This is a genomic window from Bacteroides sp. 1_1_14 (genome assembly GCF_000162515.1).
GTDB classification, from domain to species: Bacteria; Bacteroidota; Bacteroidia; order Bacteroidales; family Bacteroidaceae; genus Bacteroides; species Bacteroides thetaiotaomicron.
Map to the genome: position 1 here is coordinate 246,850 of NZ_GG774711.1, position 15,545 is coordinate 262,394.

At 42.7% G+C, this 15,545-nt stretch carries 12 protein-coding genes and 1 pseudogene; 5 read left to right on the forward strand and 8 right to left on the reverse strand.

The features are described from left to right. Nucleotides 1-146 precede the first annotated feature (146 nt). Entirely contained in the window at nucleotides 147-1,151 is a 1,005-nt protein-coding gene (locus HMPREF9007_RS03320) for a class II fructose-bisphosphate aldolase (protein WP_008763359.1), read from the forward strand. A 79-nt stretch (nucleotides 1,152-1,230) separates the two neighbouring features. Here HMPREF9007_RS03320 and HMPREF9007_RS03315 read toward each other — a convergent pair whose 3' ends face one another. The 7 genes from HMPREF9007_RS03315 to HMPREF9007_RS03285 form a co-directional block, all read right to left on the reverse strand. Further along, complete coding sequence (locus HMPREF9007_RS03315) at nucleotides 1,231-2,565, reverse strand: tetratricopeptide repeat protein (RefSeq protein ID WP_008763360.1); 1,335 nt, start codon at nucleotides 2,563-2,565, stop codon at nucleotides 1,231-1,233. Nucleotides 2,566-2,780: 215 nt separating this feature from the next. Then, entirely contained in the window at nucleotides 2,781-3,941 is a 1,161-nt protein-coding gene (locus tag HMPREF9007_RS03310) for a sodium ion-translocating decarboxylase subunit beta (RefSeq protein WP_008763361.1), read from the reverse strand. A gap of 1 nt (nucleotide 3,942) precedes the next feature. After that, nucleotides 3,943-4,377, reverse strand: a complete 435-nt coding sequence (locus HMPREF9007_RS03305; RefSeq protein WP_008763362.1) for a biotin/lipoyl-containing protein — start codon at nucleotides 4,375-4,377, stop codon at nucleotides 3,943-3,945. Between the two features lie 24 nt (nucleotides 4,378-4,401). Next, nucleotides 4,402-5,322, reverse strand: coding sequence for an OadG family transporter subunit (locus HMPREF9007_RS03300; protein ID WP_008767844.1), 921 nt, complete (start codon nucleotides 5,320-5,322; stop codon nucleotides 4,402-4,404). Nucleotides 5,323-5,353: 31 nt separating this feature from the next. Beyond that, complete coding sequence (locus HMPREF9007_RS03295; protein WP_008763364.1) at nucleotides 5,354-6,907, reverse strand: acyl-CoA carboxylase subunit beta; 1,554 nt, start codon at nucleotides 6,905-6,907, stop codon at nucleotides 5,354-5,356. Between the two features lie 30 nt (nucleotides 6,908-6,937). Beyond that, entirely contained in the window at nucleotides 6,938-7,342 is a 405-nt protein-coding gene (gene mce / locus HMPREF9007_RS03290) for a methylmalonyl-CoA epimerase (protein WP_002561104.1), read from the reverse strand. A 173-nt stretch (nucleotides 7,343-7,515) separates the two neighbouring features. Next, entirely contained in the window at nucleotides 7,516-8,514 is a 999-nt protein-coding gene (locus tag HMPREF9007_RS03285) for a GNAT family N-acetyltransferase (RefSeq protein ID WP_008763365.1), read from the reverse strand. A gap of 248 nt (nucleotides 8,515-8,762) precedes the next feature. Here HMPREF9007_RS03285 and HMPREF9007_RS03280 point away from each other — a divergent pair. The 3 genes and pseudogenes from HMPREF9007_RS03280 (at nucleotide 8,763) to HMPREF9007_RS03270 (ending at nucleotide 14,652) form a co-directional block, all read left to right on the forward strand. Then, nucleotides 8,763-11,956, forward strand: a pseudogene (locus tag HMPREF9007_RS03280) (TonB-dependent receptor). 11 nt (nucleotides 11,957-11,967) lie between these two features. Next, nucleotides 11,968-13,923 carry a RagB/SusD family nutrient uptake outer membrane protein gene (locus HMPREF9007_RS03275; protein ID WP_008763366.1) on the forward strand — a complete coding sequence of 652 codons (1,956 nt, stop codon included), beginning with the start codon at nucleotides 11,968-11,970 and terminating at the stop codon, nucleotides 13,921-13,923. Nucleotides 13,924-14,109: 186 nt separating this feature from the next. Further along, entirely contained in the window at nucleotides 14,110-14,652 is a 543-nt protein-coding gene (locus HMPREF9007_RS03270; RefSeq protein WP_008763367.1) for a carbonic anhydrase, read from the forward strand. A gap of 113 nt (nucleotides 14,653-14,765) precedes the next feature. Here the strand turns inward: HMPREF9007_RS03270 and HMPREF9007_RS03265 are convergent, their stop codons facing one another. After that, nucleotides 14,766-14,951: a hypothetical protein gene (locus HMPREF9007_RS03265; protein ID WP_008763368.1), complete on the reverse strand. Its 186-nt coding sequence runs from the start codon at nucleotides 14,949-14,951 to the stop codon at nucleotides 14,766-14,768. Nucleotides 14,952-15,050: 99 nt separating this feature from the next. Here HMPREF9007_RS03265 and HMPREF9007_RS03260 point away from each other — a divergent pair. After that, a partial coding sequence (locus tag HMPREF9007_RS03260; protein ID WP_008763369.1) for a nitroreductase family protein occupies nucleotides 15,051-15,545 on the forward strand: 495 nt, incomplete at its 3' end.

Consider the following 15,545-nt stretch of genomic DNA (forward strand, 5'->3'; position numbering starts at 1 on the left):
TAATGTCAGACCCGCTTACGGATGAATATTTGCTGATCGATTTAAACCTTTTTCTATTATATTTTTCTTTCCGATGCTCGTTATTCGGTGGATAATGCTTACTTTTGCGTAGAATTTTAATTCACTAACAATAAACTTTAAACAAAATGGTTAATTACAAAGACTTAGGATTGGTAAACACAAGAGACATGTTTGCTAAGGCTATTAAGGGTGGATACGCTATCCCAGCATTCAACTTCAACAATATGGAACAGATGCAGGCTATCATCAAGGCTGCAGTAGAAACAAAATCTCCGGTGATTCTTCAGGTTTCTAAAGGTGCTCGTCAGTATGCTAACGCTACTTTGTTGCGTTACATGGCTCAGGGTGCTGTAGAGTACGCAAAAGAATTAGGTTGCGCACATCCTGAAATCGTTCTTCACCTTGACCACGGAGATACTTTTGAAACTTGCAAATCTTGCATCGATTCAGGTTTCTCTTCAGTTATGATCGACGGTTCTCATCTTCCTTACGAAGAAAATGTTGCTTTGACTAAGAAGGTGGTTGAATACGCTCATCAGTTCGACGTAACAGTTGAAGGTGAACTTGGTGTATTGGCAGGTGTAGAAGATGAAGTTTCTTCTGACCACCACACATACACTGACCCTGAAGAAGTAATCGATTTCGCTACTCGTACAGGTTGTGACTCATTGGCTATCTCTATCGGTACTTCTCACGGTGCTTACAAGTTTACTCCGGAACAGTGCCACATCGATCCGGCTACCGGTCGTATGGTTCCTCCTCCATTGGCTTTCGAAGTATTGGATGCTGTAATGGAAAAACTTCCGGGATTCCCTATCGTACTTCACGGATCATCTTCAGTTCCTGAAGAAGAAGTTGAAACAATCAACAAGTTTGGTGGTGCTCTGAAAGCTGCTATCGGTATTCCTGAAGAAGAATTGCGTAAAGCTGCCAAGTCTGCTGTTTGCAAAATCAACATCGACTCAGACTCTCGTCTGGCTATGACTGCTGCTATCCGTAAGACTTTCGCTGAAAAACCAGCTGAATTCGACCCACGTAAGTATCTTGGTCCGGCTCGTGACAACATGGAAAAACTGTACAAGCACAAAATCCTTAACGTGCTGGGTTCAGACAACAAATTGGCTGAATAATCACAGATTATCCTATTATATAGAAAGGCTGCAATCGTTTGACGGTTGCAGCCTTTTTTACGTAATATCCTTTATCTGCTTATTCCGGTTTCTGAGCGGGCACATTTCCTCCCAAGAAGAAATCTTCTATCTTTTGCTTACTTTGAATGTCTTTCAGCCAGTTAGCTGCAGCATTATAATAATTCTTAGTGCCTAAAACGAGTTCGCCTCGTTCGTTTAGTTTCGCTTCTTCTTCCTTATCTTCTTTCGGGCGTGTTTTTAAGAATGCTTCCAGACAGCGTTCGGTATTTTTCTTGTCTTTCAGCGAATAGAAATAAATGAAAGCCATATCATAGAGCAGCTTATGATTTTGTTTATCGTATTTCCGGTAGCGTTCTCTGATCGATTCAATCTGCTCTTTAGGCATCTGTGCCATTTTGTAGCAGTCGGTCATGCCAATATAGAGCCGTACCATATTACTGTCTTTGGGAATAGTCAGATCAAGCGCTTTTTCGAGATACTCTACGCCTAACTTCTTCCATGAAGTCTTGGCGCAGGCACGGCCGAGATAATAAAGCAGGTTTACGTTTTCAGGATCATGTTTTCGGGCAGCTTCTAGAAAGTCATGTGCTTCGTAATATTTCTCTTCCGCATAATAGCTGATACCCAGATAATAACAGGTATGAAAAGAACTGTCGCCCTGGCTCACCAGGTATTCATAACGCTGGATAGCGGTAGGATAATCCTTATTCAGACAATATGCCAGTGCATTCTGACGGTTGACAGCGATATTGGTGGTATCAATCTGCCGATATTTCTCCGTGGCTTCAATTGCTTCGTTGAAATAAGAACCGGCTATGTTCAGTGCGGCGAGCTTGGCGGCGGCAAGATAGTCGTCGGGGTATTTCTCCTGTATATTATAGTAGCACCCCGTGGCGGGGAGAAGCTCTCCCATACCTTCGAAACTTTGGGCCTGCAGATGCAAGGCGATGGCGGAACTGTCTTTCTCTGTCATCAGACTACTTTCTCCTAAAGCATCCTGAAACTTCTGTAAAGAGAGCAGTAGTCCGATGTATTGAATACGCACATATTTGTTTTCCGGATTCAGATCAAGTGCCTGTTCATAATATTTCAGTGCCTGTTGGTATTTGGCCAATGAACGGCAGCATTCGGCTGCTTCGATATATGCACGGGTATTGGTAGTGTCATTGGTTATGATTTCCTGATAAGTGGAAAGTGCTTCTGTATTCATCCCAAGTCCCCGTTGTGCTTTACCTTTTTGCAAGAGTAGGGGAATTGTCGGCTTTTCTTTGGCAATGAGAGTGAGAGCTGCCTCGTAATCGTAGTTTGCTATTGCTTCCTGAACATGATTGATGCGCTGCGCCATCACCAGGGTGGTGGTACAAAGGAAGGCGAGGAGAATAATCCGTTTCATAAATATTTATTTTAGTGTGTCGTAACAAAGACGCAAGATGCTAAAAAAAATATCGTATTTACGAATTATTCGTAGCCTTTTTGGAATAGATTAACGGAATGATAAGAGAAGATAACATAATGATAAGTGCGGATATTGCATCTAAAACAGCAATATCCGCACCTAATATTTTGTCCCGGCATTCCGAATGGAAACCTGACAGGGGCACCTTGTCCCTACATTAAGAATCCTAACAGGATACCGGCAGCAACAGCCGAACCAATTACACCTGCTACGTTCGGACCCATAGCGTGCATCAGCAAGTAGTTGGTAGGATCATATTCCAGACCTACAACTTGTGAGATACGTGCAGAGTCGGGAACGGCAGATACACCTGCATTACCGATCAACGGATTGATCTTATTGCCCTTCTTGAGGAAGAGGTTGAAGATCTTAACGAAGATCACACCTGATGCGGTAGCAATGATAAATGACAGAGCACCGAGGGCGAAGATCTTGATGGAGTCGAGTGTCAGGAACTCAGAAGCCTGAGTAGAAGCACCTACGGTCAAACCTAACAGGATAGTGATTGTGTCAATCAGCGGACCGCTGGCTGTGTTAGCCAGACGACGGGTTACACCACTTTCTTTCAACAGGTTACCGAAGAACAGCATACCCAACAGAGGCAGACCGGAAGGAACCAGGAAGCAGGTCAGCAACAGACCGATAATCGGGAAAATCACTTTCTCTGTATGAGAAACGGCACGTGGCGGTTTCATACGGATAACGCGTTCGTGTTTGGTGGTGAGCAGACGCATGATAGGCGGCTGTATCACCGGAACTAACGCCATATAGGAGTAGGCGGATACCGCAATGGCTCCCATTAAGTTAGGTGCCAGCTTGGACGAAAGGAAGATAGCCGTCGGACCATCTGCTCCACCGATGATACCGATAGCACCGGCCTGCATCGGGTCAAATCCCATTTCCAATGCGATCATGTATGCACCGAAGATACCAAACTGGGCAGCTGCACCAATCAGCATCAGCTTCGGATTGGAGATCAGCGCCGAGAAGTCTGTCATGGCACCGATACCTAAGAAGATGAGCGGTGGATACCAGCCGGACGTTACTCCCTGATACAATATGTTCAATACAGAACCTTCTTCATATATACCGACTTTTAGTCCGGCGTCCATATTGAAAGGTATATTACCGATCAGAATACCGAATCCGATAGGAATTAACAACATCGGCTCGAACTCTTTGGCTACAGCCAAATAGATGAAGAACAAGCCAACGAGGAGCATCACGACATGACCAACTGTCGCGTTGGCAAATCCCGTGTAGGTCCAGAAGTCGGCAAGGTTATTTCCTAAAAAGTTAATAAAATCTCCCATATTATTCAATAATTACGAGGTCATTACCTTCAAGAACAGAATCTCCCTTGTTGACATTGATAGCAGTCACTTTACCGTCTTTGTCTGCATTGATATTGTTTTCCATCTTCATGGCTTCCAATATAATGATAGTCTGTCCTCTTTTCACTGTATCACCTACATTTACTTTGATGTCAAGGATAACGCCTGGTAGCGGGGACTTAACGCCTGATTTGCCTGTAGAAGGAGCAGCCGGTTTTACTACCGGTGTGGTAGGAGCAGCCGGTGAGTTAGGCATAGGACGTACTACTACTGGTTTGGGAGCAGTTTTCGGTTGTTTCTCCATTTCTACTTTGTAGTGCGTACCGTTCACTTCTACATGAGCGATATTATCTTCAATATCTCCGATGGTTACTTTGTATGAGTTACCGTTGATTTTATATTTATATTCTTTCATCGTTTTATCTTTTTAGGGAATGATTTACTTTCTGTTAGGATTTTCACGCAAGGTGTAAATCTTCGAACTCCACGGTGAATAACTGCGTTTCACACGAGTGATGGTCAGCACCGTTTCTTCTACGTCATGTACCTCATCCTGCATTTCGTGTAATGCCATTGAAATAGCAGCATAAACTTCACCCGGAGCCTGTGAAAGCTCTTTCGCTTCGACTTTATCGATGCCTTTAGCCTTCATCGCATTGCGTTTGCTCAGGTTGACAGCAACTTTACCTACCACCTTGAAGGCAATGAAGAGAAGAATCAATCCGCAGAATACTACGCTCATGGCTGAAATAGACATACCGATACCGACTGAGTCATGTTCTTCGAACTTTTCCATCTTGGCATTACTGTCAAGGGTTTTGTTGTTCGTGCTCGGGGTTACGTATTTGTCTTTGCTTCCGCCTTTTACTTCCCAGTCTGCTGCTCCGTCGCTTATGCGTGCATAAGACTGGTTGGGACCTAAAGTTCCTGCTGGTATGACAACTTGATCAAGTAGCTTTCTGCCTGAATCAAAAAGGCCGACCCAATTGGCTGTTTCGGGGTTCAGTTTGAAGCTGGTATGGAAGGTACCACGATTAGGTTCGCCGTCTGCCCAAAATAACGCATGTTGGCGTGGCTTTACTAATGTAAGTATGTCACCTTTCGGGATAAAATAGGTTACTGTATCGCCCGGCTGGCTGCTTACTTTCAATAAACAAGCTGCTAAGTCTGCGCTACCGTATGATTTGTTGAATATTTCAATCCATGCACTGTGCAAGCCGTAGTCATCCTGAAAGTTGTTTTGATTGTCTATCAGGACTTCATTCAGCAATAGCTTATTGTTCGACTTTTGCTCTCCGCAGGAAGTCAATCCAATCAGCAACAGCAGAGAAAGGAATATTCCGATTTTGGTTTTGTTCATAATCGTTCTTGTTTTAATGTGAAAAGTTGGATTACAACGGAATATTACCATGTTTCTTCGCCGGGTTAGACAGTTTCTTAGTCTGCAACTGCTGCAAAGCACGGATCACGCGGAAACGTGTGTTACGGGGTTCGATGACATCATCGATGTAACCATACTTAGCTGCATTATAAGGATTGGCAAACAGTTTTGTATATTCTGCTTCTTTTTCGGCAAGGAACTGAGCCGGATTTTCCTGGTCTTTGGCTTCACGCGCGTACAATACTTCTACTGCACCTGCACCACCCATTACAGCGATTTCAGCTGTTGGCCAAGCATAGTTCATGTCACCACGAAGTTGTTTACAACTCATCACGATGTGAGAACCACCGTAAGATTTACGCAATGTGATTGTTACTTTAGGTACGGTGGCTTCACCGTAAGCATACAGCAGTTTGGCACCATGAAGGATGACGCCATTGTATTCCTGGCCTGTTCCCGGAAGGAATCCCGGTACGTCTACCAACGACACGATAGGGATATTGAAAGCATCGCAGAAACGAACGAAACGTGCGCCTTTGCGAGATGCGTTGCTGTCGAGTACACCGGCAAGGAATTTAGGCTGATTGGCTACAATACCTACAGACTGACCGTTGAAACGGGCAAAACCGATAATGATATTCTTGGCATAGTCTTTCTGAATTTCCAGGAATTCGCCGTTGTCTACGATAGCGCTGATAACCTCGTACATATCATACGGTTTGTTGGGGCTGTCGGGGATAATATCGTTCAGTGAATCTTCCAGACGGTCGATCGGATCTGTGCAATCCACATATGGAGCTTCTTCGAGGTTGTTTTGAGGAATATAGCTCAGAAGTGTGCGGATCAATGCCAGACCTTCTTCTTCTGTTTTGGCAGTGAAATGAGTAACACCCGATTTGGTAGAGTGAACGCTTGCTCCGCCGAGGTTTTCCTGGCTTACGTCTTCACCGGTTACAGTTTTCACTACTTTCGGACCTGTAAGGAACATATAAGAAGTACCTTCCATCATCAGTGTGAAGTCTGTCAGTGCCGGAGAATAAACAGCACCGCCGGCACAAGGACCGAAGATACCGGAAATCTGCGGAATGACACCCGAAGCGAGGATATTGCGCTGGAAGATTTCTGCGTAACCTGCCAAAGCGTTAATACCTTCCTGGATACGTGCACCGCCCGAGTCATTGATACCGATACAAGGAGCACCCATCTTCATTGCCTGATCCATAATCTTACAGATCTTCAGTGACATTGTTTCCGACAGTGAACCTGCAGTAACGGTAAAGTCCTGTGCAAAAAGATATACGAGACGACCTTCGATAGTACCGCAACCGGTTACTACACCATCACCCGGATAGTGCTTTTTCTCCATGCCGAAGTTCGTGCATCTGTGCTCAACGAACATGTCCATTTCTTCGAAGCTACCTTCATCCAACAGCATGGCTATACGCTCACGCGCTGTGTATTTCCCTTTTTCATGTTGCTTCGCAATTGCTTTTTCGCCGCCTCCGATGCGTGCAACGGCACGGCGTTCAATAAGCTCTTTAATTTTTTCAAGTTGATTACTCATGAGTTCTTGTTGTTTTTTTAGAGTTTATGATTAGTGTTCGCAGAGTTCTGTCAGCACACCCAGTGTTGATTTCGGGTGAAGGAAAGCGATGTTCAGACCTTCGGCACCTTTGCGGGGAGCCTTGTCAATCAGACGGATTTCTTTGCTTTCTGCTTCTGCCAAAGCATTAGCTACGCCATCTTCTACGGCAAATGCTACGTGATGAACACCTGCACCTTTGTTTTCAATAAATTTAGCAATGGTGCTTTCGGGGCAAGTCGGCTCCAACAATTCGATTTTTGTTTCACCTACCTTTAAAAAAGCGGTTCTTACTTTTTGATCTTCTACTGTTTCGATGTTGTAACATTTCAGACCCAATACGTTTTCGTAGTAAGGAAGGGCTTCTTCGATGCTTTTTACAGCAATGCCCAGATGCTCAATGTGTGAAATCTTCATAACTATATTTTTTTATATGGTTTAATTATGTGCTTATATGGCATAAAACAGCACAAAGAAAGACATTTCTTGTCTAATAAAGAAATATTTCTGCATTTAATTATTGGGGAATAAAGCATAAAAAATGCTCCGGATGGGTGACAAAGACGGGTTTTGTAATCTTGAGATTACATTTAGACATAAAACTTGACCAGAAGATTATTCAGCCATGGCCAGCTGATACGGAACCAACGGCGGGTACTGCTTTGTTTGCCTCCGAAACGGAGTACGAAATCACGATAACCATGTTTGCGGAAGGGAAGTCCTACATCCATGAACTCCATGTGACGGAATCCCCGTTCATGGGCATCTTCAAGTGCTTTCCATACTGCCAGTATGCCGGGTGACTGCAGTGCATACGTCTTTCGCATTCCTCCTGAAAACCAGATAAAAGCATTTTCGCCGGAATAGATGCAGACGGAGCCGCCGATAATCTTTTCCTTGTATTTTACGATGAATATTTTTGCCTGTTTTCCTCTGATAAGCATGCTGTTCATGTGGCGGAAAAAGTCATTGGCAGGGAAATATCTCCGTATTCGTGAAGAATAAACTTTGTGCAGCATCCGCGAGAATTCCTTAATCTCTTCCACCGTATGGGCTTCTACTACTTTGGCTCCGTTTTTGAGTCCTTTCCGGATCTGACGGATACGTGACGGGCTGAAACGGTCTTCCGCTTTCTGCGTACTATGCAGAGAGTTACGGACACGCAGCCAGTTGACCGGAAAAAAGTCGTTCTTTCGGAAGAAACGGTAACCGAACATGGAATTATCCAGATTGCGGAATTCAATAAGAATGCAGGTGCGTGATGCTTCTTGTGTGAGATGCTCCAGCATTTCACCGAAAATTTCTTCCTCCTTCTCTTTACTTGCCGGTAGAGAAGTGTCCAGAAATTCACCTGCACCATATACCACACATTGTTTGACAAGAGAGGAGGGAAGCCACTTTTTGGTCTTGCGTATGGCGGCAAGCAGGCGTGCTACAGGTCTGCCTTCTTCTGTTGCCACTATCAGTAGCGGGGTATATCCCGGAGTCGATTCATAGATCTGAAACAACTCCTTGGAATGAAAAGTATTGGTTCCCGGTAAATCAGGAATGTCTTTTCCGCGATAATATGTTGTTAGTTTAAGTGGCATCCAAATACAAATTTACACTTTTTATTCTTCATTCAACAATAAAAAAGAGAATTTGTTGGCTTAGCCTAAAATTTGTCTTTTTATCCTTTGCATATATTTGAGGAAAAAAAGGCTTGGAAAAGCGAATTTTTGTATTATTGTCGTCCTTTGTGAGTACAGAAGTAAAATGGAAACGTCTATGTAAAAGATTATGCTAATTGTATTTTACTAAACAAAGGAAAATTAATATTAACTTTAAATTAAAACGAATGAGAGAGAATGCATTTGTTGAAGCGTGGAAGACACAGCATAGACGCGTTTCCATGATTTTAGGGCTGACTTTATTGTGTGCCCCTTCTGCCATATCTGTTTATGCAGAAAATGGTGTGAATGATATTACTGTGCAAGCCGTCATGCAGACAAAGACAGTGAAAGGAACTGTTTTAGATGAAAATGGAGAACCGTTGATCGGTGTTTCTATTGTGGTGAAAGGTACAAGTACAGGTACGATAACTGATTTTGACGGTAAGTTCTCCATTAATCTTCCGGGCGGAAGTAAAGAACTGGTTGTTTCTTATATCGGATATAAAGAACAGGCTATCATTGTGAGCGGAAATGCCCCGCTGAATATAAAGATGGTTCCGGATACACAGGCTTTGGATGAGGTAGTGGTCATCGGTTACGGTACGGTAAAGAAACGTGATTTGACAGGTGCGGTTGCTTCTGTGAAATCAGAGGATATCACCATGAATCCGGGCGTGAATCCGATGGATGCGCTGCAAGGTAAAATTGCAGGTCTGGATATCACTAATTCTTCAGGTCAGGCAGGTTCGTCACCGACAGTTCAGTTGCGTGGTACCCGCTCTTTACAGTTGGATGAGGATGGTAATATCTCTTCAGATGCATTTAAGCCGACTTATATTATCGATGGTATGCCGGGTGATATTGCTACCTTGAATCCCAATGATATTGAATCTATCGAAGTACTGAAAGATGCATCTTCTACGGCTATCTACGGTTCAAGTGGTGCGAATGGTGTTATTATCGTGACTACGAAAGGATCAAAGAGTGGAAAACCGGTCATCAATTTCAATGCTTATGCCGGAACGACTTTAGGAGCTAAAGTTCCTAAGATGCGTACGGGTGACTCATACATTAATTATATAAAAGATTCTTATAAGCCTGTCGGTACTACTAATGAGGAGGAAATTTTCGGTGAAAGATACGACGCCATCAAAAACAACCAATGGGTAAATTGGGGAGATGAAGTATTACACTCAGGTTTGAAGCAGAATTATAGTATTTCCGTTGCCGGAGGTACTGAGAAGACGAAAGCTTATTTCTCGTTGAACTATACTGATGAGAAGAGTATGTATGAGAATGATGACTATAAAGTGTACTCTACCCGTGTCCGTATAGATCAGGAAATCAATAAATGGATGAATGCCGGTATTAATGTTCAGGCATCTTTCTCCAACAAGAATTCACGTAATGCCGTTTTGGAAAGAGCATTGTTTGCCACCCCGTTAGGTACTCCTTATAATGAAGACGGCTCTATCACGGAATTCCCGATTCCAGGTTCATCATCAGACCCGAATCCGTTAGCAGACGAACAGGATGGAGTATATAAGAATAATACTAAAGCAGGAAGGGCTTATGTTGACGCTTATCTGGAATGGAAACCGGTAAAAGGATTGTCTGTCAAGTCACAGCTTGGAGGCAGTTATTCTCAATCTCGTGCCGGTAAATTTATGGGAGAAGGCTCTTATAATGTGTTGAAAGGCAGTACGGTGGCATATGGCGAAGCTACCAATAAGACGGGATATAATTACAAATGGGAAAACATAGTAACTTATCACAATACATTTAATAAGGATCATGACCTGACGGTTACAGGGGTTACTTCCTGGAATTACAATCAGAGTGAAGAATATTATGTCTATGGTGAAAACCCGGCGACCAATGATATGTTGTGGTATGCATTGCAGAATGCTGATAATAAGAAACTGAACAGCAAATATCTGATGTCGAAAGGGATGGGCTTTATCGGTCGTGTCAACTACTCATACAAAGGTAAATACCTGTTCTCTGCTTCCAGTCGTTATGAAGCGGATTCCCGTTTGTCGAAAGACAATAGATGGAATTTATTCCCGGCAGTTTCTGTAGGCTGGAGAATCTCGGATGAAGCATTTATGGCTGGTACAAAAAGCTGGTTGGATAACTTGAAACTGCGTGTAGGCTATGGTGTTGCCGGAACTACTGCCGGTATTGCTGAATACAGTTCTATGGCATCTTTGGAAAATGTGACAACTTCTTTGGGAGGAATGACTGTTCCGTCAGCCAAGTTTACGGAGTATATCACTAACCGTAATCTGACATGGGAAAAGACTCATGACTTGAATATTGGTATTGACGCCAGCTTCCTCAATAATCGTATTGATCTGACGGTGGATTTGTATCGGACAAAAACAACGGATGTAATTCTTTCGCAGGCATTGCCGACATCTATTATGGGTAATTACACAGGTAGCACTACTTATAAAATGAACAAGAATGCTGCTGAAACAGAAAATCGCGGTATTGAACTTGCTCTTAATACCCGTAATATTGTGAAGAAAGATTTTACTTGGAGCTCAACAGTGACATTTACCGCCAACAAAGAAAAATTAAATCTTTGATCGAAGGGCAGGATATGATGTTCAATGCAAAAAAGGGTGATATGGTGTTCAAAGTCGGCGAAGGAGTCGGTTCTTTCTATAGATATAAAGTGTTGGGTATCTGGCAATATAGCGAAAAGGAAACTGCTGCTTTGTTCGGATGCGAACCGGGCGATATTAAGCTGGATTTACCTAGTGTGAAGAAGGACGGAAATGGTTATTATTATATGAATCCTGAAGGAGAGCGCGTTGATATTACGGCAGAAAATCCTTATGGTGTACGTGCGGATTATGATCGTCAGGTAATAGGTCGTAATACTCCGGACTGGACATTGGGCTTTAAGAATAATTTCAGATACAAAGATTTTGATTTGTCTGTCTTCCTTTATGCACGTTGGGGGCAAATGATGAACTATGGTAGTGTGATAGGTAAATATTCGCCTAACCCGGATTACAATATTCCTACTTATTTTACTTACTATGACAAGACGATCGAAGCAGATCAGGATGTCTTGTTCTATGCTATCGATAAATCCAAGGATAGAAGTGCTTATGAAGGATATGATTCGATGTATTATGTGGATGGATCATTCTTTAAACTTAAAAACGTAACATTGGGTTATACGTTACCCGGTAAACTTACAAAACGTTTTGGTATCAGTAATCTGAGAGTTTATGCGACAATGACCAACCTGTTTACTTATTCGCCAAACAAATATGTGAAGAATTACGATCCGGAAATGAACGGAAGCATCAACTTCCCATTGTCTCGTGATTGCATATTTGGTCTTAATTTAACTTTCTAAAAAATAGCAATATGAAAAAGATATATAGTTTAGTTCTACTTGTTGCCGGTGTTTTTTCTTGGGGCTCTTGCAGTCTTGATGAAGTGAACCCCAACAACTCGGGTCAGTTCTCCGATGGTTCTTATACATTGGAAACTTATAAGGCATTCACCAACTCGTGCTATACAGCCTTGATCAACAACATCTATCAGAGTAGTGACTATCTGGTTTGTACGGAAGCGGGTACTGATATTTGGGAAGAACCTAAATCGGGCTCCAGCTATCAGCGTTATCATAGTTATAACGGTATGAAAACCGATGATAGCTATTATTATAAAGTGTGGCAATATTCTTATCTGTGTATCAACAGCTGTAATATTGTGATTGACGGAGCTGAGAATGTGACAGGGGATGAGAATGAAATCAATGAATGTGTGGCACAGGCCAGATGTCTGCGTGCTTACTATTATATGAATCTGGTGGAGCAGTTTGGAAATGTCGATTTGCAGTTGAAGGCTGCCGATAGCGAGAATATTTCTTTTGATGCTCACCGTTCTACCGTTCCCGAAATTTATGCTGCCATTATCGAAGACCTGAAGTTTGCCGTAGAGAATCTGCCCGTAAGTTTCAGTGATTACTATAGCCGCGTTACAAAGAAATCGGCGATGGGATTATTGGCACGTGCATATATTAATGGTGCCGGTTATGATCTGAAAGATACCGATGGTGTCAGCTTTCTGGAAAAAGCCTATGATACGGCGACAACCATGATTAATAATAAAGCGATTTATGAGTGGTATATGCATCCTGCTTTTGCCGATGTATTCAACGAAAATAATAATCGTAACAATGAAGAAGCTCTGTTCATTGCTGCGGGTGCCGAAAGAAATTCGGACGCTTACACCAATGGTAACTACTCACAAAGTGAAATGTTCCGTCACTTCTTACCTTCGTTGGGAACATATACGGACCTGGGTTTGGTAGACAAGACTTCAAACTTCGTTTACGGTCGTCCGAACAGTAATATCTTCCTGCCATCCAAATATCTGATGGACTGTTTTGCTGCTGATATGAACGACTCTCGTTTTCGTTATTCATTTATCTCAGCTTACTCGTCTTATTCAATACCGGCATGGGGGGCGACTTATGAATATGGAGGTTCAGCGTGTGCCAAAGAAATCACAAGCACACTTGCTACTAAATTTGGTATTCCCGCATCTAATATAGGTAAGAAAGTTTATCCTCATTTTAACTTGGAATCCAATAGTACAGCCGATGCTAATTACTGCCAGCTGGCTATCTGGAATGCAGATGGAACAGCGAAGACTACTCAGGATAAAACAGATGGTAATATTCTTCATCCTGCTATGCCTTTAGATCCGGCAGAAGCTCATCAATATGCCGTTTATTGTTCTTTGAAGACGCTGACAGAAGAGGAAAAAGCTCAATATCCGGGGTTGGTTCTTAATGTTTTCGATCTTTACGATGAGAATGGAACAGCCAGGGCTACCTATGACAAGCCTAGTGCTGCCAGTGCTTTGTGGTTATCTATTTATCCGGCTCTTTCTAAATTCAATATGCCGGGTAATAAGTTTGTCGGCAGAGACGTTCAGAGAAAAACTGTGGATGTGATGATCATGCGTATGGCAGAAGTTTACCTGATTGCTGCTGAAGCATCGGTACGCTTGAACAAGGGAGATGCTGCCAAATATATTAATGTACTCCGTACGCGTGCCGGTGCCGGTACGGTCAGTGAGTCGCAAGTGGATCTGAATTATGTTTTCGATGAATATGCCCGTGAACTTTGTGGCGAATGTGGCCGCTGGTATTTGCTGAAACGTAATGCTGCTTTTGAGACTCGTTTGGCTGCTTATAATAAGCGTGCTGCCGAGCACTTTAAGAAAGAATTCTATTTGCGTCCTATTCCTACGAAATATCTGGATGCGATCAATAATCCGGCAGAATTCGGACAAAACGCCGGTTATTAATCAGTTAATTAATAATCAAGCATAATTAATAGGAGCCGGGCAGGAGATTTCTCTTGTCCGGCTCTTTGTTTCCAGACCTGTATCCTACGTAAAAGTTTAAAAAGGATTTCCGGTATATTTTCATTATTTCCTGATACAGCCTTTTATTATTTTCTTTATTTTTGTGTGTCCAAACAAAATAGCGCTATGATAGAAGAAATGCTTGCTTATAATAGAGAGTTCGTTAAGAACGAGGGATATAAAGAATATATAACGAATAAGTATCCCGATAAAAAGATTGCTATCTTATCCTGTATGGATACACGCCTGACAGCTTTACTCCCGGCCGCACTAGGCATTAAGAACGGAGACGTTAAAATGATCAAGAATGCAGGAGGCGTCATTTCCCATCCTTTCGGTAGTGTGATTCGCAGTCTGCTTGTCGCTATCTTCGAGTTAGGTGTGGAGGAAATAATGGTGATTGCCCATTCTGATTGTGGAGCCTGCCATATGCACAGTGAAGAAATGCTTGAGAAGATGAAGGCACGGGGTATTAATGCCGATTATATTCATATGATGAGTTTTTGTGGAGTCGATTTTCATTCTTGGCTAGATGGCTTTGAAGATACGGAGAAGTCGGTAAGGGGAACGGTCGATTTTATAGTTCATCATCCTTTGATTCCGTCGGACGTGAAAGTGCACGGGTTTATCATAGACTCCACTACTGGAGAACTGACGCGAATTGTATAGGAAATCGCCCTTTCTGCCTATCAGGAACTGCATAAAACATGGTGTCACTATCGCAACAGGATAGTGTCACTATCACTGTCTCATGGTGTCACTATGTCATTGGGATACCGACACTATCCCAAATGAAAAAAATAAGGCAGCTTTTTATCGGCTGCCTTTATCTTTCTACGGTTATATACTTTCTTTGACTCATGCACTCGTTTGTAACAAACGGGGTGTCCGTGCTCTTTGATTTCTGCCTCACGGCTGGCTTTACGATTCGCTTTGATGTAATCGTCTTGTGTAATTCGTTTTTTCATAATGAATATATTTCTCAGTGCAAAGATACAATTTCATTTCTTATTACGATCGGTTTGCGCTATCTTTGCATACATAAATCAAATGAAAACGGAAATAATATGGAAAATTTCAGTGAACTGATAAAGAATCGCCGCAGTATGCGCAAATTTACGGATGAGGAGTTAACACAGGATGAGGTTGTGGCACTGATGAAAGCTGCCTTAATGTCTCCCAGTTCCAAACGTAGTAATAGTTGGCAGTTTGTGGTAGTCGATGATAAAGAAAAGTTGAAAGAACTGTCTCACTGCAAAGAACAGGCTTCTTCTTTCATTGCAGACGCTGCTTTGGCGATTGTCGTGATGGCAGATCCATTGGCGAGCGATGTGTGGATTGAAGATGCTTCTATTGCTTCCATCATGATACAGTTGCAGGCGGAAGATTTGGGGCTGGGAAGCTGTTGGGTACAGGTTCGCGAACGTTTCACTGCAACCGGAATGCCGTCTGACGAGTTTGTTCATGGAATTTTGGATATTCCTTTGCAACTACAGATTCTTTCCGTGATTGCCATCGGACATAAGGGAATGGAACGTAAGCCTTTCAACGAAGAACACCTC